General features: G+C 63.0%; 21 protein-coding genes. 10 read left to right on the top strand and 11 right to left on the bottom strand.

Annotated elements, in window-relative coordinates:
• Window positions 1-23 precede the first annotated feature (23 nt).
• The 9 genes from bamA to rpsB all read right to left on the bottom strand — a co-directional run bounded on the left by bamA (window position 24) and on the right by rpsB (window position 9885).
• Entirely contained in the window at window positions 24-2372 is a 2349-nt protein-coding gene (gene bamA / locus P3R38_RS19165) for an outer membrane protein assembly factor BamA (protein WP_023381966.1), read from the bottom strand.
• Window positions 2373-2446: 74 nt separating this feature from the next.
• Window positions 2447-3799, bottom strand: coding sequence for an RIP metalloprotease RseP (gene rseP / locus P3R38_RS19170; RefSeq protein WP_023381967.1), 1353 nt, complete (start codon window positions 3797-3799; stop codon window positions 2447-2449).
• Between the two features lie 46 nt (window positions 3800-3845).
• Window positions 3846-5036 carry a 1-deoxy-D-xylulose-5-phosphate reductoisomerase gene (ispC, locus tag P3R38_RS19175; protein WP_023381968.1) on the bottom strand — a complete coding sequence of 397 codons (1191 nt, stop codon included), beginning with the start codon at window positions 5034-5036 and terminating at the stop codon, window positions 3846-3848.
• On the bottom strand, window positions 5033-5848 hold the full coding sequence (locus P3R38_RS19180; RefSeq protein WP_023381969.1) for a phosphatidate cytidylyltransferase: 816 nt from the start codon (window positions 5846-5848) through the stop codon (window positions 5033-5035). Before P3R38_RS19180 ends, ispC begins: the two co-directional genes overlap by 4 nt.
• Window positions 5848-6603 (bottom strand): polyprenyl diphosphate synthase, encoded by a 756-nt coding sequence (gene uppS, locus P3R38_RS19185; protein WP_023381970.1) that lies wholly within the window; start codon window positions 6601-6603, stop codon window positions 5848-5850. Before uppS ends, P3R38_RS19180 begins: the two co-directional genes overlap by 1 nt.
• 15 nt (window positions 6604-6618) lie before the next feature.
• Window positions 6619-7176 (bottom strand): ribosome recycling factor, encoded by a 558-nt coding sequence (frr, locus tag P3R38_RS19190; RefSeq protein WP_023381971.1) that lies wholly within the window; start codon window positions 7174-7176, stop codon window positions 6619-6621.
• On the bottom strand, window positions 7173-7916 hold the full coding sequence (gene pyrH, locus P3R38_RS19195) for a UMP kinase (RefSeq protein ID WP_023381972.1): 744 nt from the start codon (window positions 7914-7916) through the stop codon (window positions 7173-7175). Before pyrH ends, frr begins: the two co-directional genes overlap by 4 nt.
• 180 nt (window positions 7917-8096) lie before the next feature.
• Entirely contained in the window at window positions 8097-8960 is an 864-nt protein-coding gene (tsf, locus tag P3R38_RS19200) for a translation elongation factor Ts (RefSeq protein WP_023381973.1), read from the bottom strand.
• 187 nt (window positions 8961-9147) lie between these two features.
• The gene (gene rpsB / locus P3R38_RS19205) at window positions 9148-9885 is read right to left on the bottom strand and encodes a 30S ribosomal protein S2 (protein WP_023381974.1); all 738 of its coding nucleotides are present in this window, start codon (window positions 9883-9885) and stop codon (window positions 9148-9150) included.
• A gap of 347 nt (window positions 9886-10232) precedes the next feature.
• Between rpsB and map the strand changes: the two genes are divergently transcribed.
• The 3 genes from map to dapC are packed head-to-tail and all read left to right on the top strand — an operon-like array spanning window position 10233 to window position 14976.
• Complete coding sequence (map, locus tag P3R38_RS19210; RefSeq protein WP_023381975.1) at window positions 10233-11015, top strand: type I methionyl aminopeptidase; 783 nt, start codon at window positions 10233-10235, stop codon at window positions 11013-11015.
• 39 nt (window positions 11016-11054) lie between these two features.
• Entirely contained in the window at window positions 11055-13757 is a 2703-nt protein-coding gene (locus P3R38_RS19215; protein WP_023381976.1) for a [protein-PII] uridylyltransferase, read from the top strand.
• 22 nt (window positions 13758-13779) lie between these two features.
• The gene (gene dapC / locus P3R38_RS19220; RefSeq protein ID WP_277686510.1) at window positions 13780-14976 is read left to right on the top strand and encodes a succinyldiaminopimelate transaminase; all 1197 of its coding nucleotides are present in this window, start codon (window positions 13780-13782) and stop codon (window positions 14974-14976) included.
• Between the two features lie 41 nt (window positions 14977-15017).
• On the opposite strand, the gene P3R38_RS19225 is transcribed toward dapC, so the two are convergent.
• Window positions 15018-16664, bottom strand: coding sequence for a Na+/H+ antiporter (locus P3R38_RS19225; RefSeq protein ID WP_277686511.1), 1647 nt, complete (start codon window positions 16662-16664; stop codon window positions 15018-15020).
• Window positions 16665-17018: 354 nt separating this feature from the next.
• On the opposite strand from P3R38_RS19225, the gene P3R38_RS19230 reads away from it, so the two are divergent.
• The 4 genes from P3R38_RS19230 (at window position 17019) to P3R38_RS19245 (ending at window position 20126) form a co-directional block, all read left to right on the top strand.
• Complete coding sequence (locus P3R38_RS19230) at window positions 17019-17366, top strand: ArsC family reductase (RefSeq protein ID WP_023381979.1); 348 nt, start codon at window positions 17019-17021, stop codon at window positions 17364-17366.
• Between the two features lie 31 nt (window positions 17367-17397).
• A complete protein-coding gene (dapD, locus tag P3R38_RS19235) occupies window positions 17398-18432 on the top strand; it encodes a 2,3,4,5-tetrahydropyridine-2,6-dicarboxylate N-succinyltransferase (protein WP_023381980.1) in 1035 nt (344 codons plus the stop codon).
• 78 nt (window positions 18433-18510) lie between these two features.
• Complete coding sequence (locus P3R38_RS19240; protein WP_023381981.1) at window positions 18511-19716, top strand: cysteine desulfurase; 1206 nt, start codon at window positions 18511-18513, stop codon at window positions 19714-19716.
• Window positions 19713-20126: a SufE family protein gene (locus P3R38_RS19245; protein ID WP_027906530.1), complete on the top strand. Its 414-nt coding sequence runs from the start codon at window positions 19713-19715 to the stop codon at window positions 20124-20126. Before P3R38_RS19240 ends, P3R38_RS19245 begins: the two co-directional genes overlap by 4 nt.
• 40 nt (window positions 20127-20166) lie before the next feature.
• Here P3R38_RS19245 and tcdA read toward each other — a convergent pair whose 3' ends face one another.
• A complete protein-coding gene (gene tcdA, locus P3R38_RS19250; RefSeq protein ID WP_277686512.1) occupies window positions 20167-20976 on the bottom strand; it encodes a tRNA cyclic N6-threonylcarbamoyladenosine(37) synthase TcdA in 810 nt (269 codons plus the stop codon).
• 121 nt (window positions 20977-21097) lie between these two features.
• Between tcdA and P3R38_RS19255 the strand changes: the two genes are divergently transcribed.
• The 3 genes from P3R38_RS19255 (at window position 21098) to P3R38_RS19265 (ending at window position 25758) form a co-directional block, all read left to right on the top strand.
• The gene (locus tag P3R38_RS19255) at window positions 21098-23689 is read left to right on the top strand and encodes a glycosyltransferase (protein WP_023381984.1); all 2592 of its coding nucleotides are present in this window, start codon (window positions 21098-21100) and stop codon (window positions 23687-23689) included.
• A gap of 105 nt (window positions 23690-23794) precedes the next feature.
• Complete coding sequence (gene dapE, locus P3R38_RS19260; RefSeq protein ID WP_023381985.1) at window positions 23795-24946, top strand: succinyl-diaminopimelate desuccinylase; 1152 nt, start codon at window positions 23795-23797, stop codon at window positions 24944-24946.
• Window positions 24946-25758, top strand: coding sequence for a putative RNA methyltransferase (locus tag P3R38_RS19265; RefSeq protein ID WP_023381986.1), 813 nt, complete (start codon window positions 24946-24948; stop codon window positions 25756-25758). The genes dapE and P3R38_RS19265 overlap by 1 nt, the downstream gene beginning before the upstream one ends.
• Window positions 25759-25765: the final 7 nt, after the last annotated feature.

Raw genomic sequence — 25765 nt, forward strand, 5'->3', positions numbered from 1 at the left:
TTGTCGTTAAGCAAGGGCCGACCTTAGAAGGTCTGGCCCAGAGAGAATTGGAACACCTGGGTATCGGCGTCGTCCGGCTTCTTGACCGGCATTGCCAGGCTGAAGCTCAACGGGCCCAGGGCAGTGATCCAGGTGACACCCAGGCCGACCGAGCTGGCCATGCCGGAGAAGCCAACCTTCTCGCAGTCAGGCTTGCTGCCGCAGTTGGTATCGAACACGTTACCCACGTCCCAGAACACGGAGGTGCGCAGCGAACGCTGGTCCTTCACGAATGGCAGCGGGAACAGCAACTCGACACCACCCTGGACCAACACGTTGCCACCGAACGGCAGCGGGTCCTGGTCCGGGTCTTTCACGGTGCCCGGGTTGGTACCGTCGCTCGGGGTACTGCGCGGACCCAGGCTGCTGTCCTTGAAGCCACGTACGGAGTTGAAACCACCCGCGTAGTAGTTTTCATAGAATGGCAGGCCGGAAGTACCACCGAAACCATCACCATAGCCCAATTCAGTGTGCAGGCGCAGGGTGTAGTCGTTGGTGATCGGCTTGAACAGCTGGCCGCGGTAGTCGAGCTTGTAGAACGACAGGTCGCTGCCAGGAACAGTCGTCTCGAAGGTCAGGCTCTGGGAGTGACCACGGGTCGCCAGCACGCCTTTGTTCAGGGTCGACTCGGACCAACCGACCGAGGCCTTGAAGTTCAGGAAGTTGTCGCCTTCCTGCTCGAGGAAATCGAAGATCTCGTCGACGGTGTAACGGCCAGTCTTGATCTTGTCCTGCTGCACGGTCAGGCCGTAGGTCAGGCGCGAAGTTTCGCTGATCGGGTAGCCGAGGCTGACACCGGCACCCAGGCTGTCGACCGCATAGCTGGCCACGTCGACGTCGAGGTCATCGTAGTCGGTGCTGCGATAGAAGGCGTTGTAGCCCAGGCTGACGCCGTCGGCAGTGAAGTAGGGGTCCACGAAGCCGAAGTTGTAGCGGGTCTGGTATTCCGAACGGGTCAGGCCGATGGACACCTTGTTACCGGTACCCAGGAAGTTGGTCTGGCTGATCGAGCCTCCCAGGATCAGGCCGGCGCTCTGGGCAAAACCGACGCTGGCGGTGATCGAGCCGGAGGCCTGTTCCTCGACGCTGTAGTTGACGTCGACCTGGTCATCGGTGCCTGGCACCGGTGGGGTCTCGACGTTGACTTCCTTGAAGAAGCCCAGACGTTCCAGGCGGGTCTTGGACTGGTCGATCAGGTAGGTCGACGCCCAGCCACCTTCCATTTGGCGCATCTCGCGACGCAGCACTTCGTCTTCGGTCTTGGTGTTGCCGCGGTAGTTGATGCGGTTGACGTAGGCACGCTTGCCCGGGTCGACCACGAACATGATGTCCACGGTGTGGTCTTCGTCGTGCGGCTGAGGCACGCCGTTGACGTTGGCGAAAGTGTAGCCCTCGTTACCCAGGCGGCGGGTGATCAGGTCGGAGGTGGTGGTCATGACCTTGCGCGAGAACACCTGGCCCGGCTGCACCAGCAGCAGCGACTTGACCTGGTCTTCCGGCACCTTCAGGTCACCCGACAGCTTCACGTCACGGACGGTGTACTTCTCGCCCTCGTTGACGTTGACCGTGATGTAGACGTGCTTCTTGTCCGGGGTGATGGACACCTGGGTGGAGGCGATGTCCATGTTGATGTAGCCGCGGTCCAGGTAGTAGGAACGCAGGCGTTCCAAGTCACCGGAGAGCTTCTCGCGGGCATACTTGTCGTCGTTCTTGAAGAACGACAGCCAGTTGGTGGTCTTGAGCTCGAACAGCTGCGCCAGCTCTTCATCGTCGAACACGGTGTTGCCGACGATGTTGATGTGCTGGATGGCCGCCACGGTGCCTTCGTTGATCTTGATCTTCAACGCCACACGGTTGCGCGGCTGCGGCACCACCTCGGCGTCGACCTCGGCCGAGTAGCGGCCCTGGGCCACGTACTGGCGCTGCAGTTCGTTACGCACGCCTTCGAGGGTGGCTCGCTGGAAGATCTCGCCTTCGGCCAGGCCCGACTGCTTCAGGCCCTTCATCAGGTCTTCGGTGCTGATCGCCTTGTTGCCTTCGATCTCGATGCTCGACACCGAGGGGCGCTCGACCACGTTGATGATCAGGACATTGCCGTCGCGGTTCAGCTGGATGTCCTGGAAGAAACCGGTCTTGAACAGCGAGCGGGTGGATTCCACCAGGCGTCGGTCATCGGCCTGATCGCCCACGTTCAGGGGCAAGGCGCCAAAGACGCTGCCGGCGGACACCCGCTGCAGGCCGTTGACACGAATATCGGAGATGGTGAAGGACTCGGCGTGAACTTCAGCGATCATCAGTGCGGAGAGGACCGCAGTTAGCAGCAGACGTTTCATGAAGTCCTTTTATTCCAACTGGCAATAAACCACCCGCCGTATGAAAACGGCAGGTTCGCAATTGAGCGAATCTTTTATAGTCGACCCAGATCGTTGATCAGGGCGAGCAACATCACCCCAATGACCAAACTGATACCGATCTGGACCCCCCAACCTTGCACCCGATCCGACAGCGGACGACCGCGCGCCCACTCGACCAGGTAAAACAGCAAATGCCCCCCATCCAGTACCGGGATGGGCAGCAGGTTAAGAACCCCCAGGCTTATGCTCAGGTAGGCCAGGAAATTCAGGAAATCCCCCACGCCGGACTGGGCCGAAGCGCCCGCCACTTTAGCAATGGTTATCGGTCCGCTCAAGTTTTTTACCGAGAGCTCCCCGAACAGCATTTTCTTTAGCGATTCGAGGGTTAGCACACTCATGTTCCAGGTGCGCGACAAGCCCTCGCCCACTGCCTCGAGCGGGCCATAGCTGACTTCGCGCAGCATGCTGGCGGGCCATTCGGCGCCCTTGACTCCTGCCCCCAGGTAGCCGCCGGAGGCTTTGCCTTCGCCGCGCCGGGCCAGCGTCACCGGGACGTCCAGCGGCGCGCCATCACGCTCCACACGCAGCACCACCCTGGCTTCGGGGCGTGCGCGCACGGTGTCGACCACGTGCTGCCAGTCGCTCACCGTCACGCCATCGACGGCCAACAATTTGTCACCACTTTTGAGCCCGGCCGCTGCGGCCGGCCCCTTTGGATCGATTTCAGCCAGAACCGGCGAAATGGCCGGACGCCATGGACGCAAGCCCAGGGACTGGATCGGGTCCGGCTCGTCGGCGCCCTTGAGCCAACCCGCGAGCGTGATCTGGTACTGACGCTCGACCGTGGCTCCTTCGTCGCGCACGCCGACTTGCAGGGTGCCGCTCTCGCCCAGGCGCCGAACCAGCTGCAGGTTGACTGCCGACCAGCCACTGGTCGGTTTTCCGTCGATGGATACGATTTCCTGACCAGCGACCAAGCCCGCCGAAGCCGCCAGGCTACCGGACTCGACCGCACCGATGACCGGACGGATCTGCTGGGTGCCGAGCATGGCCAGCAGCCAGAAGAAGAAAATGGCCAGCAGGAAGTTGGCGATCGGCCCCGCCGCCACGATGGCAATACGCTGACGGACGGATTTGCGATTGAACGACTGCTCGATCAGCGCTGGCGGCACTTCACCCTCGCGTTCGTCGAGCATCTTGACGTAGCCGCCCAGCGGGATCGCCGCCACCACGAACTCGGTGCCATGGCGGTCATGCCAGCGAATCAACGGTGTGCCGAACCCCACGGAGAAGCGCAGCACCTTGACGCCACAGCGTCGGGCCACCCAGAAGTGGCCGAACTCGTGGAAAGTGACCAATACACCCAAGGCCACCAGGGTGCCGATAATCATGTAGAGCGCAGTCATATCCATCTCCGAATGACGTTCAGCGGAACCTGGAGCAAGGCCTGCATCAGCGGCCGTGGCGCCTCAACCACTCACGGGACAGTTCCCGGGCGCGCTGGTCGGCAGCGAACACCGCATCCAGCGACGGCAGCGAGACCACTGGCTCCTGGTCAAGCACCTGTTCGATCATACTCGCGATTTCTGGAAAGCGGATGCGCCGCTGGAGAAATGCCTCGACCGCCACTTCGTTGGCCGCATTGAGCACGGCAGGCGCACTGTTGCCCGCCTCGGCAGCCTGCCGCGCCAGGCGCAAGCAAGGGAAGCGTTGTTCGTCGGGCGCCTGGAAATCCAGACGAGCGATGGCGAACAAGTCCAGCGGGGCTACCCCGGAGTCGATCCGCTCGGGCCAGGCCAGGGCGTTTGCTATGGGCGTGCGCATGTCTGGATTGCCCAGCTGGGCCAGCACCGAACCGTCGACATAATCCACCAACGAGTGGATCACGCTCTGCGGGTGAACCACCACTTCGACCTTGGCCGGCGCTGCATCGAACAACCAGCATGCTTCGATCAGCTCCAGGCCCTTGTTCATCATGCTGGCCGAGTCCACGGAAATCTTGCGCCCCATGGACCAGTTAGGGTGGGCACAGGCCTGCTCCGGCGTGACATTGGCCAGGGCCGCCTGGGGCGTCTCGCGGAATGGGCCGCCCGACGCCGTCAGGAGGATGCGCCGCACCCCGACCTGAACCAGCCCACGACCGTAGTCGCCGGGCAGGCACTGGAAAATGGCATTGTGTTCACTGTCGATGGGCAACAGCACAGCGCCACTGCGCCGCACCGCATCCATGAACAGTGCGCCGGACATCACCAAGGCTTCCTTGTTGGCCAGCAACACCTTCTTGCCTGCCTCGACGGCAGCCAAGGTCGGACGCAACCCAGCGGCGCCGACGATAGCGGCCATCACCGCATCGACTTCCTGCGCCGCCGCGACCTGACACAGCCCCGCCTCGCCCTCGAGCACTTCGGTGGCACAGCGCGCGGCAGCCAGGCCCTCGCGCAGACGCGCAGCACTTTCTGCATCCGGCACCACTGCATAGACCGGATCATGGCGAACGCACAGTGCCAGCAACTCGTCGATACGCGAATAACCGCTGAGCGCGAACACCCGATAGCGCTCGGGATGGCGAGCGATCACATCCAGCGTGCTAAGGCCAATGGACCCGGTAGCGCCGAGTACGGTAATGCGTTGCAGCGTACTCACATCACACCCCATTCAGCCGCCCACAGCAGCACCGCGAAGATCGGGATCGCCGCCGTCAGGCTGTCGATGCGATCGAGCACGCCGCCGTGACCTGGCAGCAGGTTGCTGCTGTCCTTGATGCCCGAGCGGCGCTTGAACATGCTCTCGGTCAGGTCACCCACTACCGAGGACATGACCACTACCGCAGCGCCCAGCAGCCCCAGGACGATCTGGCCGAAGCTCCAGTCCCGGCTGATACCCACCACCAGGGTGATGAGCAGGCACAGGGCCAGACCGCCATAGACGCCTTCCCAGCTCTTGCCTGGGCTGACCTGCGCAGCCAGCTTGCGCTTGCCGAAAGCACGCCCGGAGAAATAAGCCCCGATATCGGCCGCCCAGACCAGCACCATGACCGACAGGATCAACCAGTTGCCCAACGGCCAATGCTTGAGCAAGACCAGCCCTTGCCAGGCCGGCAGCAGCACCAGCAAGCCGATCAGCAATCGGCAGGCGGCGCTGGCCCAAAGCTCGCTGCTGCGTGGGTAGGTGAGCACCAGCCAGGTGGCCAGCCCCCACCAGATCACCGCCGCACCCAGCACCCAGGGCGCAAGGTCGGGCATCAGGTAGAGCAGCATCAGCGCCCCGGCAACCACGGCGGCGTAGGCAATACGCAGCGGCTGGGCCATCAGCCCGGCCAGGCGCGCCCACTCCCAGGCACCAAGGGTGACCACGAAGCCGATGAACAGGGCGAAATCCCCGCCGTTGAGCAGGAAAAAGCCGCCCAGCGCGACCGGCAGCAGGATCAGCGCAGTAATGATGCGTTGTTTAAGCATTAAGCACGAGCTCCAGCCTCGACCTGCTCGCTGGTCTTACCGAAGCGGCGCTGGCGCGAAGCGAAATCGGCCAACGCGTTGCGCATGGCCTCGTGTTTGAAGTCCGGCCAATAGAGGTCGGAGAAATACAGCTCGGCATAAGCCAGCTGCCAAAGCAGGAAGTTGCTGATGCGGTGCTCGCCGCCGGTGCGAATGCACAGGTCGGGCAAAGGCAGCTCCCCCGTCGCCAGGCAAGTCTGCAACAAGTCAGGCGTGATGTCCTCCGGACGCAGGTGGCCGGCCTGGACTTCACGGGCCAGGCGCTGGGCGGCCTGGGCGATATCCCATTGACCGCCATAATTGGCGGCGATCTGCAGGATGAAGCGGTTGTTGCCCGCAGTCAGCGCCTCGGCTTCACGCATGGCCGCCTGCAGCTCAGGATGGAAACGCGAGCGATCACCGATGATGCGCAAGCTGATGTTGTTCTCGTTCAGCCGCTTGGCCTCACGACGCAGGGCCGAGAAGAACAACTCCATCAGCGCCCCTACCTCATCGGCCGGACGCTGCCAGTTCTCGCTGGAGAACGCGAACAGGGTCAGCACCTCGACCCCGGACTGCGCGCACACTTCGATGACCGCACGAACGGCGTCGACGCCCGCCTTGTGCCCGGCAACGCCGGGCAACAGACGCTTCTTCGCCCAGCGATTGTTGCCATCCATGATGATCGCGACGTGACGCGGCACCGAAGACAGTGCCGCCAGCTTGGTCTTTTCCATTAAAAAACCTCGGCCTTAGACGGCCATAAGGTCCTTTTCCTTGGCTTTGAACGCAGCGTCGATTTCGGCGACGAACTTGTCGGTCAGCTTCTGGATCTCGTCCGCAGCGCGGCGTTCTTCGTCTTCGCTGATTTCCTTGTCCTTGGTCAGCTTCTTCAGGTCGGCGAGTGCGTCACGACGAACGTTACGTACCGCCACCTTGGCATCTTCGGCGACGCCGCTGGCCTGCTTGGTGTAACCCTTGCGGGTTTCCTCGGTCAGGGCAGGCATCGGAACACGGATGGTGGTGCCGGCGCTGGAGGGGTTCAGGCCCAGGTCGGAGGTCAGGATCGCCTTCTCGATGGCGGCGCTGAGGTTCTTGTCGTGGGCGACGATCTTCAGGGTACGGGCGTCTTCGACGGTGATCGCGGCCACCTGGTTCAGCGGCATCTCGCTGCCCCACGCAGGGACCTTGACGCTGTCCAGAATGCTTGGGTGGGCGCGACCGGTGCGGATCGCCGCCAGGTTGCGACCCAGGGCCTCGATGGACTTGGTCATGCGCTCCTGAGCGTCTTTCTTGATGTCGTTGATCATGCTTCGCCTTCCTCGATCAAAGTACCTTCAGCGCCACCCACCACGATATTCAGCAGGGCGCCAGGCTTGTTCATGTTGAATACCCGCAATGGCATCTTGTGGTCGCGGCACAGGCAGATTGCGGTCAGATCCATAACGCCGAGCTTGCGATCCAGAACCTCGTCGTAGGTCAGGTGATCGAACTTCTCGGCATGCGGATCCTTGAATGGATCGGCAGTGTACACACCATCGACCTTGGTCGCCTTCAGCACAACGTCGGCATCGATTTCGATGGCGCGCAGGCAGGCTGCGGAGTCGGTGGTGAAGAACGGATTGCCGGTACCGGCGGAGAAAATTACCACATCCCCGGAGTTGAGGTGGCGAATAGCTTTGCGACGATCGTAATGATCGGTGACACCGACCATGGAAATGGCCGACATGACCAGGGCCGGGATGTTCGAACGCTCCAAGGCGTCGCGCATGGCCAGGGCGTTCATCACGGTGGCCAGCATACCCATGTGGTCACCGGTGACGCGATCCATGCCGGCTGCACTGAGCGCGGCGCCGCGGAACAGGTTACCACCGCCGATCACCAGGCCAACCTGGACGCCGATACCGACCAATTGGCCGACTTCCAGGGCCATGCGATCCAGCACCTTCGGGTCGATCCCGAAGTCTTCCGAGCCCATCAGGGCCTCGCCGCTAAGTTTGAGCAAAATGCGTTTATAGCGAGGTTGGCGACCACTCACCTGCTGAGCCATTGCGAGTCTCTCCTGCGGCGTACTGTAGAAAATTCCGTGCGGGCTGTTTGCAGCCTGCTAACTGTAGCGTGGCACCGTTTTGGTGCCAGCAGAGACCGGTTCGATAAACCCGTCTCCGTTTTGACAAAGAGGCTGCGCGCGTGAGCGGGCAGCCTCTTTGGGGCGACAGACGAGTCTGTCTTACTGCTTGGCGGCAGCGACCTGAGCGGCAACTTCTTCAGCGAAGTTGTCGACTGGCTTCTCGATGCCTTCGCCGACTTTGAAGTAGGTGAAGGAAACGATTTCAGCACCGGCTTTCTTGGCCAGCTCGCCAACTTTGACTTCTGGGTTCATGACGAAAGCTTGCTCGACCAGCGAAGCTTCGGCCAGGAACTTCGAGATACGACCCTTGATCATGTTCTCGACGATGTTTTCTGGCTTGCCAGCGATCTTGTCAGCGTTCAGCTGCAGGAAGACGCCCTTCTCACGCTCGATGGCTTCAGGGGAAACTTCCGAAGGCAGCAGGAACTCTGGGTTCGAAGCTGCGACGTGCATGGCGATGTTCTTGGCCAGTTCAACGTCACCGCCTTTCAGAACAACGGCTGCGCCGATCTTGTTACCGTGCAGGTAAGCACCGACAACGTCACCTTCAACGCGCACCAGGCGACGGATGTTGACGTTTTCGCCGCACTTGGCAACCAGGGCTTCACGAGCTGATTCGCGCGAAGCGATCAGCGGAGCGGCGTCGGTCAGCTTCTGAGCGAAAGCTTCTTCGATGCTTTCAGCAACGAAGGCCTTGAAGTCATCTTGCAGGGCCAGGAAGTCGGTCTGCGAGTTCACTTCCAGCAGGACAGCGGCCTTGCCGTCGGTCTTGACGGCGATGGCGCCTTCGGCGGCAACGTTGCCAGCCTTCTTGGCGGCCTTGATGGCGCCCGAGGCACGCATGTCGTCAATGGCTTTCTCGATGTCGCCGCCGGCCTTTTCCAGGGCCTTTTTGCAATCCATCATGCCTTCGCCGGTACGCTCGCGCAGTTCTTTGACCAGCGCTGCAGTAATTGCTGCCATTTCAAAATCCTCTTGGAAAGTTTTTCAACCATTCCACCCGCTTGTGACGGGCGTTCAATTCTGCAAATCCACTGCTTTTATCGTCAGCGACCCATGATGCGGGGCCGTTGCTGACAGCAGGATTTCAAGGTGGCAAAAAGGGGGCCAAGCCCCCTTTTTGCGTGCCAAGTCAGACGCTAAGCGTCAATTACTCAGCAGCAGGTGCAGCCGCTTCTTCAGCGTAGACTTCGGTGCCGCCAGCAACGTTGTTGCGGCCGCGGATGACGGCGTCAGCCATCGAAGTCATGTACAGCTCGATGGCGCGAATGGCGTCGTCGTTACCTGGGATGACGAAATCAACACCTTCCGGGCTGCTGTTGGTATCGACAACGCCGATGACCGGGATGCCCAGCTTGTTGGCTTCGGTGATAGCAATGCGCTCGTGCTCAACGTCGATCACGAACAGGGCATCAGGCAGGCCGCCCATGTCCTTGATACCGCCCAGGCTGCGATCCAGCTTTTCCAGATCACGGGTGCGCATCAGGGCTTCTTTCTTGGTCAGCTTGGCGAAGGTGCCATCTTCGGCCTGGGTTTCCAGGTCGCGCAGACGCTTGATCGAAGCACGGATGGTTTTGTAGTTGGTCAGCATGCCGCCCAACCAACGGTGGTCAACGTATGGCGAACCGCAACGAGCAGCTTGCTCGGCGACGATCTTGCCGGCGGAACGCTTGGTGCCGACGAACAGGATCTTGTTCTTGCCCTGGGCCAGGCGCTCTACGAACGACAGAGCGTCGTTGAACATCGGCAGGGTTTTTTCCAGGTTGATGATGTGAATCTTGTTACGCGCGCCGAAAATGAACTTGCCCATTTTCGGGTTCCAGTAACGGGTCTGGTGGCCGAAGTGCACACCGGCCTTCAGCATATCGCGCATATTGACTTGGGACATGATAGTTCCTTGATAAGTCGGGTTGGGCCTCCACGTATCCCAATGACCAACCCGCGATTCCGAAGAGTCGGGGCACCCAGGCCATCGTGTCGACACGTGTGTGGGGTTTAGTACTCTCGGGGTCGTCCCCGAAAGCGGCGCATTTTATACCACAGACCGCAGGCGAACGGAACCCGAATAAGGTCTCGTCCGTCAGCGTTTTTTGCAGCACCCTGGCTTTCAGGCCAGAATGCCCTCTATAGACAGCAGGACGACCGCCTTTATCCCGACCGATTGCCGCCCTGCTCTGGTAGAATCCGGCCTTTCCCGTTTGTTCGCGCCATCGATGGCGCCGTAGAGAGCCTGCAATGACCGTCACCATCAAGACCGCAGAAGACATCGAGAAGATGCGCATCGCCGGCCGCCTGGCCGCCGAAGTGCTCGAAATGATCGAAGAGCACGTCAAGCCCGGTGTCACCACCGAGGAGCTGGACCGCCTGTGCCACGACTACATCGTCAACGTCCAGCAGGCCATCCCGGCCCCGCTCAACTACAAGGGCTACCCCAAGTCGATCTGCACCTCGATCAACCACGTCGTCTGCCATGGCATTCCCAACGACAAGCCGCTCAAGGACGGTGACACCATCAACATCGACGTGACCGTCATCAAGGATGGCTACCACGGCGATACCAGCCGCATGTTCCACGTCGGCACCGTCGCCCCCTGGGCCGAGCGCCTGTCCAAGGTGACGCAAGAGTGCATGTACAAGGCCATCGAGCTGGTCAAGCCGGGCTGCCGCCTGGGTGACATCGGCGAGGTCATCCAGAAGCACGCCGAGAAGAACGGCTTTTCGGTGGTGCGCGAGTTCTGCGGCCACGGCATCGGCAAGGTGTTCCACGAAGAGCCGCAGATCCTGCACTACGGCAAGGCCGGCACCGGCATGGAGCTCAAGGAAGGCATGACCTTCACCATCGAGCCGATGATCAACCAGGGCAAGGCCGACACCAAGGTATTGGGCGACGGCTGGACCGCCATCACCAAGGACCGCAAGCTCTCGGCCCAGTGGGAACACACCCTGGTGGTCACCGCCACCGGCTACGAGATCTTCACCCTGCGCAAGGACGATACCATCCCGCGCACCTCGGCTTGAGCCCACACTAGGCAAACACTCAGACAGGAACGCGACGCGATGCCCCAGGTGGATCCCGAGCTGTTCGACCGCGGCCAGTTCCAAGCGGAACTGGCCCTCAAGGCGAGCCCTATCGCCGCCTTCAAGAAAGCCATCCGCCAGGCGGGCGAGGTGCTTGACCGGCGTTTTCGCAGCGGCCGCGAAATCCGCCGACTGATCGAGGATCGCGCCTGGCTCGTCGACAACATCCTGCAACAAGCCTGGAACCAGTTCGATTGGGGCGACCAAAGCGGGATCGCCCTGGTTGCAGTGGGTGGGTATGGACGCGGTGAACTGCACCCCTATTCGGACATCGACCTGCTGATTCTGCTGGGTGCCGCCGAACACGAACAGTACCGCGACGCCATCGAGCGCTTCCTCACCCTGTTGTGGGACATCGGCCTGGAAGTTGGCCAGAGCGTTCGTACCGTCGACGAATGCGCAGAACAAGCCCGCGCCGACCTGACGGTAATCACCAACCTGATGGAAAGCCGCACCATTGCCGGCCCGGAGAGCCTGCGTCAGCGCATGCTGGACGTCACCAGCACCGCACACATGTGGCCGAGCAAGGAGTTCTTCCTGGCCAAGCGCGCCGAACTCAAGGCCCGCCACCACAAGTACAACGACACCGAGTACAACCTCGAACCCAATGTCAAAGGTTCTCCCGGCGGCCTGCGCGACATCCAGACCGTGCTGTGGGTGGCTCGACGCCAGTACGGCACGCTGAACCTGCATGCCCTGGCCGGCGAAGGCTTCCTGCTGGAAAGCGAGAACGAGCTGCTGGCGTCCTCCCAGGACTTCCTGTGGAGGGTGCGCTACGCCCTGCACATGCTGGCCGGTCGCGCCGAGGACCGCCTGCTGTTCGACCACCAGCGCAGCATCGCCGCGCTACTGGGCTACAGCGACGAGAACCCCAAGCGGGCCATCGAGCAGTTCATGCAGCAGTACTACCGCGTGGTCATGAGCATCAGCCAGTTGTGCGACCTGATCATCCAGCATTTCGAGGAAGTGATCCTCGCCGATGACGACAGCGGCGCCACGCAACCTCTGAATGCGCGCTTCCGCCTGCACGACGGCTATATCGAAGCGGTCAATGCGAACGTGTTCAAACGCACGCCCTTCGCCATGCTGGAAATCTTCGTGCTGATGGCCCAGCACCCGGAAATCAAGGGTGTACGCGCCGACACCGTGCGCCTGCTGCGCGAGCACCGTCACCTGATCGACGAAACGTTCCGCCACGACATCCGCAACACCAGCCTGTTCATCGAACTGTTCAAGTGCGAAATCGGCATCCACCGCAACCTGCGGCGCATGAACCGCTACGGCATTCTTGGCCGCTATCTGCCGGAGTTCGGCCTGATCGTGGGGCAGATGCAGCATGACCTGTTCCATATCTATACGGTCGATGCCCACACGCTCAACCTCATCAAGCACCTGCGCAAGCTGCAGTACACGCCAGTGTCCGAAAAATTCCCGCTGGCCAGCAAGCTCATGGGACGACTGCCCAAGCCCGAACTCATCTACCTGGCCGGCCTTTACCATGACATCGGTAAAGGCCGCCAGGGCGACCACTCCGAACTGGGCGCGGTGGACGCCAAGGCCTTCTGCGAGCGCCACCAACTCCCAGCCTGGGATAGCCGCCTGATCGCCTGGCTGGTGCTGAACCACCTGGTGATGTCCACCACCGCCCAGCGCAAGGACCTGTCCGACCCGCAGGTGATCAATGACTTCGCCCTGCATGTCGGCGATGAAACCCGCCTGGACTACCTCTACGTGCTGACCGTGGCCGACATCAACGCCACCAACCCCAGCCTGTGGAACTCTTGGCGCGCCAGCCTGCTGCGCCAGCTCTACACCGAGACCAAGCGTGCCCTGCGCAGGGGCCTGGAAAACCCGCTGGATCGCGAAGAACAGATTCGCCAGACCCAGACCGCAGCACTGGACATCCTGGTGCGCGAAGGCACCGACCCGGACGATGTCGAGCAGCTCTGGTCGCAGCTGGGCGATGACTATTTCTTGCGCCATACCGCCGCCGACGTGGCCTGGCACAGTGATGCGATCCTGCAGCAGCCGGCGGACGGCGGGCCACTGGTGTTGATCAAGGAAACCACCCAGCGCGAGTTCGAGGGCGGGACGCAGATCTTCATCTATGCCCCTGACCAACACGACTTCTTCGCCGTGACCGTGGCGGCCATGTCCCAGCTCAACCTGAACATCCACGATGCCCGGATCATCACCTCGAGCAGCCAGTTCACCCTCGACACCTACATCGTGCTCGACAACGACGGCGGGTCGATCGGCGACAACCCGCAGCGGGTCAAGCAGATCCGCGATGGCCTGACCGAAGCGCTGCGCAACCCCGAGGACTACCCGACCATCATCCAGCGCCGGGTGCCGCGCCAGCTCAAGCACTTCACCTTCGCGCCGCAGGTAACCATCCACAACGATGCGCAGCGCCCGGTGACCATCCTGGAAATCACCGCTCCCGACCGCCCCGGCCTGCTGGCGCGGATCGGACGGATCTTCCTGGAGTTCGACCTGTCGCTGCAGAACGCCAAGATCGCCACCCTCGGCGAACGGGTCGAGGACGTGTTCTTCATCACCGACGCCGACAACCAGCCGCTGTCCGACCCACAACTGTGCAGCCGCCTGCAGGAAGCGATCGTCCAGCAGTTGCAGGCTGGCCAGGCCAGCGATGCCAGCCCCACCCGCGTGACCTTTTAACGATTGACGAGACCTTGCGCCGATGAATCATGCCTTGACCCAGCTGCAGCCCTACCCGTTCGAGAAACTCCGTGCCCTGCTGGGCAGCGTGAAACCGGCCGCGGACAAACGCGCCATCGCCCTGTCCATTGGCGAGCCGAAGCACGAGTCGCCGGCCTTCGTCGCCAAGGCCATGGCCGACAACCTCGACAAACTGGCGGTGTACCCGAGCACCATCGGCCTGCCGGCATTGCGCCAGGCCATCGGCCAGTGGTGCGAGCGCCGCTTTGGCGTGCCAACCGGCTGGCTGGACGCCGACCGCCACATCCTGCCGGTGAACGGCACCCGTGAGGCACTGTTCGCCTTCACCCAGGCCGTGGTCAACCGCGCCGACGATGGCCTGGTGGTCAGCCCCAACCCGTTCTACCAGATCTACGAAGGCGCGGCCCTGCTGGCCGGGGCCACGCCGCACTACTTGCCCTGCCTGGAAGCCAACGGATTCAACCCCGACTTCGACGCAGTGCCGGTCGAGGTCTGGAAGCGCTGCCAAATCCTCTTCCTGTGCTCCCCGGGCAACCCGACAGGTGCCCTGGTACCAATGGACACCCTGAAGAAACTGATCGCCCTGGCCGACGAGCATGACTTCGTGATTGCCGCCGACGAGTGCTACAGCGAGCTGTACTTCGACGAGGACGCCCCGCCACCTGGCCTGCTGACCGCTTGCGCCGAGCTTGGCCGTTGCGACTTCAAGCGCTGCGTGGTGTTCCACAGCCTGTCCAAGCGCTCCAACCTGCCAGGACTGCGCTCGGGCTTCGTGGCCGGTGACGCCTCGATCATCAAGCCGTTTTTGCTGTACCGCACCTACCACGGCTGCGCGATGCCGGTTCAGACCCAGCTGGCCAGCATCGCAGCCTGGCAGGACGAAGCCCATGTGCGCGACAACCGCGACCAGTACCGCGCCAAGTACGACGCCGTGCTGGACATCCTGCAACCGGTGCTGGACGTGCAGCGCCCGGATGGCAGTTTCTACCTGTGGGCCAAGGTCCCGGGCAGCGACGCCGACTTCACCCGCGACCTGTTCGAGGCCCAGCATGTGACCGTGGTACCAGGCTCATACCTTTCGCGTGAAGTTAACGGCGTGAATCCAGGGGCTGGTCGAGTGCGCATGGCCCTGGTTGCGCCGCTGGCCGAGTGTATCGAAGCGGCGGAGCGGATTCGCCAGTTCCTGCAAAGCCGCTGAAGACGACGGGCCGCCACGCGGCCCTCCGACAGACAGATCCGCTACTTGACCTGCCCCAGGTTGGCTTCACTCAGATCCAGCTCGCCCAGCACTTGGCGCACGACCTCATCGCCCACCAAGTGCTGGCGGTGCAGGTTGTACAGCTCAAGACGCTGGGCCCGCAGCGCACGCAAGCGCAGTCGCCGCTCCAGCAAGTCCATCTGCTCGGCCAGTGCCCGCGCTTCGGCGGTGTCGTTGTAGCTTTCCAGCTCGTCCCGGTATTCGGCCATCAACCGCGCCTTCAGCTCGGTGGCCAAGGTCGCCTGCGCCGCATCCTGGGGTGCGCTTGCATCGATCACTTCTTCTGCCTCCAAGGCATGAATGGCCGCCTCCGCGGTGCGCCGCCAGGCTTCCTGCACTTCCTGGTGCAAACGCTCATCCGGACTTCTGGTAACGCCCCGCAGCAGGAACGGCAAGGCGACGCACGCGCTGATCAACGACAACAGGATCACCCCCGCGGCGATGAAAATCAGCAGATCACGCTCGGGAAACGCCTTGCCCGCCCCTATCAGCAGCGGGATCGACATCACACCGGCCAGCGTCACGGCACCGCGCACGCCGCCCAGAGTCAACAGCCAGCAAGAGCGCGCGGTGGGCATCAGCACCAGGTCCGGTTTACCGCGCCAGCGCCGCACCACACCGATCGCTCGCCAGATGCTCTGTACCCACACGAAACGCAGCAGTATCAACGCAGCGAAGATCGCCAGCACATCGAGACAGCGCCAGGCCAGGGTCGGCCAGACAGTGGTCTCATGGCTGACCACCGCCTTGATGATGTCCGGCAACTGCAGGCCCAGCAGCAGGAAGATCAGGCCATTGAAGGCGAACTCCAGCAACGACCAGACACTGCGGTTCAACAGCCGTGTGCTGGTCTGGCGGGGCAGCAGGTCGAGCCAGCTCTGCATCATGCCGGCAGCCACGGCGGAAAGAATGCCAGAAACGCCCAGGCGCTCGGCCAATACGTAGGCCGCGAACGGCAGCAGCAGCATGAACACGACATGGGTGGCCGGGTCGTCCCAGCCCCGGGCGATCATCCACGCACGCAGGCGGCCGATCAGCCAACTAAGCGCGACCCCCACCGCCAAGCCACCGATGGCAACGAGGACGAAACTCATGCCCGCGTCGGCAAGCGAGAATGCCCCTGTGATCGCCGCTGCCAGGGCGAACTTGAAGGTCACCAGGCCCGAGGCATCGTTCAACAGCGCCTCGCCCTGCAGCATGTGCATGAGCGGGGTTGGCAGGCGGTCCTGGGTGATGGCCGACACAGCCACGGCGTCGGTGGGCGAAAGCACGGCTGCCAACGCGAACGCTACCGGCAGCGGGATAGTAGGCAACAGCCAGTGGATGAAATATCCGGCGCCGACCACGGTGAACAGCACCAGGCCCACCGCCAGGGCCACCACTGGTCCGCGAATACGCCACAGCTCACGCTTGGGAATGCGCCAGCCATCGGCGAACAGCAACGGTGGCAGGAACAGGAACAGAAACAGTTCTGGGTCCAGGGCCACATGCAGGCCCAGGGTCGGCCATGCCAGCAAGGCGCCAGCGGCGATCTGCACCAATGGCAGCGGTAGCGGAATGACTCGCCCGACCAGTTTCGACACGCTTACCAGCGTCAGCAGGATGAGGACGGTGTAGGCGGACTGCATCCGTGAAAGCTTCCTTTGTGAACCAAAAACGACATCAGGGCGAAACATCGCCATTGAAACAATATGTTAGCGGGGATAGGTAAATCGAGACCGCTGCACGATAGTCGCAGGTGGCAAATGTATATGTAACATGATGATACTGGGGTCATGGCTGGCAGGTGTGCGCCTTAAGATCTTGGCGCCCAAGAGATAGAGCGCCCGAAATTTCAAGGCAGGCACCTGGCAATCTCCGAGGTGCTGCAGGACACAAGGCATGCACACCCGTGGCGCTCAAAGAATCGTTCCCGCATAATCCCGCGACTGACATTCGGAAAACGGAGAGATTGGGGGCACCTTTGAACCCCAATGTACGCGATGACTTACACGCTCTACGGCATCAAAGCCTGTGACACCATGAAAAAAGCCCGCACATGGCTCGAAGAACACGCCATCGGCTACGAATTCCACGACTACAAGACTCAAGGCATCGACCGCGACAGCCTGAACCGCTGGTGCGATGAACACGGCTGGGAAGTCATCCTCAACCGTGCCGGCACCACCTTCCGCAAGCTCGACGACGCCAGCAAGGCCGATCTCGACCAGGCCAAGGCCGTGGAGCTGATGCTGGCCCAGCCGTCGATGATCAAGCGCCCGGTGCTCGACCTCGGCGCACGCACGCTGGTTGGCTTCAAGCCTGACCTGTACGGCGCTGCGCTGGCCTGAGCCCATCCCCTATTTCGCACGAGGTAATCACATGTCCAATAACCTGTTCAGCCTGGCCTTCGGTGTCGGCTCCCAGAACCGCCAGGGCGCCTGGCTCGAAGTCTTCTACGCACAACCCCTGCTCAACCCGAGTGCCGAGCTGGTCGCCGCCGTTGCGCCGATCCTCGGTTACCAAGGTGGCAACCAGGCCATCGCCTTCAGCAACGCCCAGGCCGCGCAACTGGCCGAAGCCCTCAAAGGCGTCGATGCCGCCCAGGCCGCCCTGCTGACCCGCCTGGCCGAAAGCCACAAGCCACTGGTCGCCACCCTGCTGGCCGAAGACGCCGCACTGACCTCGACCCCAGAGGCCTACCTGAAGCTGCACCTGCTGTCGCACCGTCTGGTCAAGCCGCACGGCGTAAGCCTGGCCGGCATCTTCCCGCTGCTGCCGAACGTCGCCTGGACCAACCAGGGCGCCGTTGACCTGGCCGAGCTGGCTGAGCTGCAACTGGAAGCACGCCTGAAGGGCGAGCTGCTGGAAGTGTTCTCGGTGGACAAGTTCCCGAAGATGACCGACTACGTGGTTCCGGCTGGCGTGCGTATCGCCGATACCGCCCGTGTACGTCTGGGCGCCTACATCGGCGAAGGCACCACCATCATGCACGAAGGCTTCGTCAACTTTAACGCCGGCACCGAAGGCCCGGGCATGATCGAAGGCCGCGTCTCGGCTGGTGTGTTCGTCGGCAAGGGCTCGGACCTGGGTGGCGGCTGCTCGACCATGGGTACCCTGTCCGGTGGCGGCAACATCGTCATCAAGGTCGGCGAAGGCTGCCTGATCGGCGCCAACGCCGGCATCGGTATCCCGCTGGGCGATCGCAACACCGTGGAAGCCGGTCTGTACATCACTGCCGGCACCAAGGTGAACCTGCTCGACGAAAACAACGAGCTGGTCAAAGTGGTCAAGGCCCGCGACCTGGCCGGTCAGACCGACCTGCTGTTCCGCCGCAACTCGCTGAACGGCGCCGTCGAGTGCAAGACCCACAAGTCGGCCATCGAGCTGAATGAGGCGCTGCACGCCCATAACTGAGAACCCTGCACGGTTTGAAGTGATAAGATCGGGTCTGGCGTAATGCCAGACCCGATTTTCATTCCAGGCCTTGCGAACATGTTCCAGCCCTCCCCCTGGCGTGCCGATTTCCCCGCCATCGCCGCCCTGCAACGGCAGCACCAGACCTACCTGGACAGCGCCGCCACCACCCAGAAACCCCAGGCGCTGCTCGATGCCCTGAGCCATTACTACGGTCATGGTGCAGCCAATGTGCATCGCGCCCAGCACCTTCCCGGCGCCCTGGCGACCCAAGCGTTCGAAACCAGCCGGGACAAGGTCGCCGCCTGGCTCAACGCCGCCGATGCCCAGCAGATCGTGTTCACTCACGGAGCCACTTCGGCACTGAACCTGTTGGCCTATGGGCTTGAGCACCGTTTCGAGGCCGGTGACGAAATCGCTGTCAGCGCCCTGGAACACCACGCCAACCTGTTGCCGTGGCAACAACTGGCGCGACGGCGCAATCTGCGCCTGGTGGTGTTGCCGCTGGACGCACACGGACGCATCGACCTTGACCCGGCCCTGCAACTGATCGGGCCGCGCACCCGGGTCCTGGCGGTCAGCCAGTTGTCCAACGTACTGGGTACCTGGCAGCCGCTACCTGCCTTGCTCGCCCACGCCCGTGCCCAAGGCGCGATCACGGTGGTCGACGGCGCCCAAGGGGTGGTCCATGGCCGCCACGACGTGCAGCAACTGGGCTGCGACTTCTACGTGTTCTCCAGTCACAAGCTATACGGGCCGGACGGCGTTGGCGTGCTCTACGGCCGGCGCCAGGCCCTTGACCTGCTGCATCACTGGCAATTCGGTGGCGAGATGGTGCAAATGGCCGATTATCAGAGCGCCAGTTTCCGGCCAGCGCCGCTGGGGTTCGAGGCAGGAACACCGCCCATTGCCGGCGTGATTGGCTTGGGCGCAACCCTTGATTACCTCGCCAGCCTCGACGTCCATGCCGTCGAGAACCACGAAGCGAGCCTGCACCAGCACCTGCTGCGAGGCCTGGCGGACCGCGACGGTATTCGTGTACTCGGCACACCTCAGGCGGCCTTGGCCAGTTTCGTCATCGAAGGCGTGCACAACGCCGATATCGCCCATCTGCTGACCGAGCAAGGCATCGCCGTGCGCGCCGGCCATCATTGCGCAATGCCGCTGCTCAAGGGTTTGGGGCTGGAGGGGGCGATTCGGGTGTCGTTGGGGATCTACAACGACAGCGACGACCTGCAACGGTTCTTCGCTGCGCTGGACCAAGGCCTGGAGTTGCTGCGATGAACTTGTCAGAGCAGGCGCGCCAGGCGCGGGAGAGCTTCGAACAAGCGCGCGGCTGGGAGCAGCGGGCACGACTGCTGATGCAGTGGGGCGAACGGCTGGAACCGCTGGAGGACACGCAGAAGACCGAGAGCAATCGGGTGCATGGCTGTGAGAGCCTGGTGTGGCTGGTGGCCACTCAGGTCGACGGCCAATGGCAGTTCAAGGCGGCCAGCGATGCGCGCTTATTGCGCGGGTTGCTGGCGCTGCTGCTGGTTCGGGTGCAAGGCTTGGCCACCAGCGAACTGAGCAGGCTGGATCTGCAAGGCTGGTTCACCCAACTGGGCCTTGAGCGCCAATTGTCGCCGTCGCGCAGCAACGGGCTGCATGCGGTGTTGCAGCGGATGGCGCAGTTGACGCTGGATCAGCGCTGAAGCGATCGCGCAAGCTGGCCTTTACGGGGTCGGCTTGCGGCTACTGGGCCTTGACCCGCTCCGAAGGCCGCCGCGCGCCTGCCACCAGCTTCTCTATTGCCTTGCTCGCCGCCACCATGCCGAACGTCGCGGTCACCATCATCACCGCGCCGAAGCCCCCGGCGCAATCCAGGCGCACGCCTTCACCGACGAAGCTCTTCTGCAGGCACACGCTGCCGTCGCCCTTCGAATAGCGCAGTTGCTCGCTGGAAAACACGCACGGTACGCCATAGTTGCGGCTCACGTTGCGCGAGAAGTTGTAGTCGCGGCGCAGGGTCGAGCGTACCCGTGACGCCAGTGGGTCATTGAAGGTCTTGTTGAGGTCGCCGACCTGGATCTGGGTCGGATCGATCTGCCCACCGGCGCCCCCGGTGGTGACGATGGCAATCTTCCGCCGCCGGCACCAGGCGATCAGCGCGGCCTTGGCCATCACACTGTCGATGCAGTCGATGACGCAGTCCATCTGCTCGGTGATGTATTCGGCCATGGTATCGCGGGTGACGAAGTCGGCCACCGCATGCACCGTGCAGGCAGGGTTGATCGCCCGCAGGCGCTCAGCCATGACGTCGACCTTGGGCCGCCCCACCTGCCCCTCCAGCGCATGCGCCTGACGGTTGGTGTTGCTGACGCACACATCGTCGAGGTCGAACAGGGTGATTTCGCCCACGCCACTGCGGGCCAGGGCCTCGGCCGCCCACGAGCCAACCCCGCCGATGCCGACGACCGCCACATGGGCCTGGCTCAGTCGTTGCAGGCCTTCGTCGCCGTACAGCCGGGCTACGCCGGCAAAGCGTGGATCTTCTGTGCTCATGTTGGTACCCCGAAAAAACCGGCGCGCATTATAGGCCAAGAGCGCTTGTGGCCTCCATCGTTAGGAAAGTACCTACCAACCCTGCTTTAATGTCCTATCCCTTCGACAGAATTGAACGAACATGTCTTCACGCAAATTCGGCCTCAATCTGGTGGTGGTGCTGGCCATTGCCGCGCTGTTCACCGGGTTCTGGGCGCTTATCAACCGACCGGTCACCGCACCAGCCTGGCCGGAACAGATCTCTGGTTTGTCGTACTCGCCCTTCCGTCTTGGCGAGAGTCCGCAAAAGGGCCAATACCCCAGCGACGATGAGATACGCCAGGACCTGGAGCAGATGAGCAAGCTGACCGACAGCATCCGCATCTACACCGTCGAGGGCACCCAGGCCGACATTCCCCGCCTGGCCGAAGAACTTGGCCTGCGCGTGACCTTGGGAATCTGGATCAGCCCGGACCTTGAGCGTAACGAACGCGAAATCGCCACGGCCATCGAACTGGCCAACAAATCCCGCAGCGTGGTGCGGGTGGTCGTCGGCAACGAGGCGCTGTTCCGCGAAGAGGTCACGCCCGAGGCGCTCATCCAGTACCTGGACCGCGTGCGCGCCGCGGTGAAGGTGCCGGTCACCACCAGTGAACAATGGCACATCTGGAAGGAACACCCCGAGCTCGCCAAGCATGTCGACCTGATTGCCGCACACATCCTGCCCTACTGGGAATTCGTGCCGATGAAGGACTCGGTCGAGTTCGTGCTCGACCGCGCCCGTGAGCTCAAGCAGCAGTTCCCGCGCAAGCCATTGCTGCTGTCGGAGGTGGGCTGGCCGAGCAACGGTCGCATGCGCGGCGGTGCCGACGCCACTCAGGCTGACCAGGCCATCTACCTGCGCACACTGGTCAATACCCTGAACCGGCGAGGCTACAACTACTTCGTCATCGAAGCCTACGACCAACCCTGGAAGGCCAGCGACGAAGGATCCGTGGGTGCTTACTGGGGCGTATTCAATGCCGAGCGACAGCAGAAGTTCAACTTCGACGGGCCGGTGGTGGCGATCCCGCAATGGCGGGCTCTGGCGGTGGCCTCGGTGGTGCTGGCGATGATCGCGCTCACCGTACTGCTGATCGATGGCTCGGCCCTGCGCCAGCGCGGGCGCACCTTCCTGACCTTCATCACCTTCCTGTGCGGGTCGGTGCTGGTGTGGATCGCCTACGACTACAGCCAGCAGTACAGCACCTGGTTCAGCCTGACCGTGGGCGTGTTGCTGGCGCTCGGCGCACTGGGGGTATTCATCGTCCTGTTGACCGAAGCCCACGAGCTGGCCGAAGCCGTGTGGATTCACAAACGGCGTCGCGAGTTTCTGCCAGTACAGGCCGATACCGCCTATCGGCCGAAGGTGTCGGTGCATGTGCCGTGCTACAACGAGCCACCGGACATGGTCAAGCAGACCCTCGATGCCCTCGCGGCGCTCGATTACCCGGATTACGAAGTGCTGGTGATCGACAACAACACCAAGGACCCTGCCGTGTGGGAGCCCCTCAAGGCCCACTGCGAGAAACTGGGCGAGCGCTTCAAGTTCTTCCACGTCGCCCCGCTGGCCGGCTTCAAGGGTGGCGCGCTCAACTACCTGATTCCGCACACGGCCAAGGACGCCGAAGTGATCGCGGTCATCGATTCGGACTACTGCGTGGACCGCAACTGGCTCAAGCACATGGTGCCGCACTTCGCCGACCCGAAGATCGCCGTGGTGCAGTCGCCCCAGGACTACCGCGACCAGCACGAGAGTGCCTTCAAGAAACTGTGCTACAGCGAGTACAAGGGCTTTTTCCACATTGGCATGGTCACCCGCAACGACCGTGACGCGATTATCCAGCACGGCACCATGACCATGACCCGGCGCAGTGTGCTGGAGGAGCTGGGTTGGGCCGAATGGTGCATCTGCGAGGATGCCGAACTGGGCCTGCGCGTGTTCGAGAAGGGCCTGTCCGCGGCGTACGCCCACAACAGTTACGGCAAAGGGCTGATGCCCGACACCTTCATCGACTTCAAGAAGCAGCGTTTCCGCTGGGCCTACGGCGCCATCCAGATCATCAAGCACCACGCCGGCGCTTTGTTGCGCGGCAAGGGCAGCGAATTGACCCGTGGCCAGCGCTACCACTTCCTGGCCGGGTGGCTGCCGTGGATCGCAGACGGCATGAACATCTTCTTCACGGTCGGCGCGCTGCTGTGGTCGGCGGCGATGATCATCGTGCCGCACCGGGTCGACCCGCCGCTGATGATTTTCGCCATTCCGCCGCTGGCGCTGTTCTTCTTCAAGGTCGGCAAGATCATCTTCCTCTATCGCCGGGCGGTCGGGGTCAACCTCAAGGACGCATTCGCCGCGGCCCTGGCAGGGCTGGCACTGTCGCATACCATCGCCAAGGCAGTGCTGTACGGTTTTTTCACCAGCAGCATGCCGTTCTTCCGCACACCGAAGAATGCTGACAGCCATGGACTGATGGTGGCGATTTCCGAGGCGCGGGAAGAGCTGTTCATCATGTTGCTGCTGTGGGGCGCGGCGGCCGGGATCTACCTGGTGCAAGGGCTGCCGAGTTCGGACATGCGCTTCTGGGTGGCGATGTTGCTGGTGCAGTCGCTGCCGTATCTGGCGGCGCTGGTGATGGCATTCCTTTCGTCGCTGCCCAAGCCTGCGGACAAGCTGGCAGAGCCACAGGAGGCCTGAGCTTGCGGGGCCGCACTGCGGCCCCAATGCCCCGTGCCGACACACCTTGTTTGATATAAGATAACGCCCCTCGTTTTCTCGCCTTGCCTTGCCCCGGAGTCCCCCATGACGGCCCCAGCCGAGCTCTCGCCTACCCTTCAACTGGCCTGCGACCTGATCCGTCGCCCCTCGGTCACCCCCGTCGACGCTGACTGCCAGGCGCAGATGATGAATCGTCTGGGCGCCGTCGGCTTCCAGCTCGAGCCGATGCGCATCGAGGACGTCGACAACTTCTGGGCCACCCACGGTACCCAGGACGGTCCGGTGCTGTGCTTCGCCGGCCACACCGATGTGGTCCCCACCGGCCCGGTACAGCAATGGCAGCATGAGCCCTTCGAGGCCCTGATCGATGCCGATGGCATGCTCTGCGGACGCGGCGCCGCCGACATGAAAGGCAGCCTGGCCTCCATGGTGGTGGCCAGCGAGCGCTTCGTGCGCGACTACCCCGACCACCGTGGCAAGGTCGCCTTCCTGATCACCAGCGACGAAGAAGGCCCGGCCCATCACGGCACCAAGGCCGTTGTGGAGCGCCTGAAGGCGCGCAACGAGCGCCTGGACTGGTGCATCGTCGGCGAACCGTCGAGCACCACCCTGCTCGGCGACGTGGTCAAGAATGGCCGTCGTGGCTCGCTCGGCGCCAAGCTGACCGTGCGCGGTAAGCAGGGCCATGTGGCCTACCCACACCTGGCACGCAACCCGATCCACCTGGCGGCACCTGCCCTGGCGGAACTGGCCGCCGAGCATTGGGACGAGGGCAACGCATTCTTCCCACCTACCAGCTTCCAGATTTCCAACCTCAACTCCGGCACTGGCGCCACCAACGTCGTGCCGGGCGAGCTGACCGCCCTGTTCAACTTCCGCTTCTCCACCGAATCGACCGTCGAAGGCCTGCAAGCGCGGGTCTCGGCCATCCTCGACAAGCACGAGCTGGACTGGACGATCGACTGGGCGTTGTCTGGCCTGCCCTTCCTCACCGAGCCAGGCGACCTGCTCGATGCCGTGTCGGCCAGCATCAAAGACGTTACCGGCCGCGAAACCCAGCCGTCCACCAGCGGCGGCACCTCGGACGGTCGCTTCATCGCCACCATGGGTACCCAGGTGGTCGAACTGGGCCCGGTGAATGCCACCATCCACCAGGTGGACGAGCGGATCCTGGCCAGCGACCTCGACCTGCTGACCGAGATCTACTACCAGACCCTCGTCCGGTTGCTCGCCTGATGCTTGCCTGCCCTCTCTGCCAGGCGGCCCTGACGCGGCTCGACAATGGCGTCGTGTGCCCTGCGGGGCACCGTTTCGATCGCGCGCGCCAGGGTTACCTCAACCTGCTGCCGGTGCAGCACAAGAACAGCCGCGACCCCGGCGACAACCAGGCCATGGTCGAGGCGCGCCGCGACTTCCTCGAAGCCGGGCACTACGCCCCGGTGGCCCGGCGCCTGGCCGAGCTGGCCGCCGAGCGCCAACCCGGTGCCTGGCTGGACATCGGCTGCGGCGAAGGCTATTACACCGCGCAGATCGCCCAGGCACTGCCATCGGCCGACGGCTATGCCCTGGACATCTCCCGCGAGGCCGTCAAGCGCGCCTGCCGCCGTGAGCCGTCGGTCACCTGGATGGTCGCCAGCATGGCCCGTGTGCCGCTGGCGGACGCCAGCTGCCAGTTCATCGCCAGCGTGTTCAGCCCGCTGGAGTGGGCCGAGGCCAAGCGCCTGCTAGGCCCAGGCGGCGGCCTGATGCGGGTCGGTCCAACCAGCGGTCACCTGATGGAGCTGCGGGAAGTGCTCTACGATGAAGTACGCCCTTACGCCGACGACAAGCATCTGGCCCTGGTACCGGAAGGCATGGTTCACGCCCATAACGAGGTCCTTGAATTCCGCCTGAGCCTGGTCGAACCCAAGGCCCGCGCCGACCTGCTGGCCATGACCCCGCATGGCTGGCGTGCCAGCGCCGAAAGACGAGCGCGGGTGATCGAACAGCCCGAGCCGTTCGAGGTGACGGTTTCCATGCGATATGACTATTTCGTGCGCCAAGACTGAGCACATC

The sequence above is a fragment of the Pseudomonas sp. NyZ480 genome (genome assembly GCF_029537255.1).
GTDB classification, from domain to species: domain Bacteria; phylum Pseudomonadota; class Gammaproteobacteria; order Pseudomonadales; family Pseudomonadaceae; genus Aquipseudomonas; species Aquipseudomonas taiwanensis.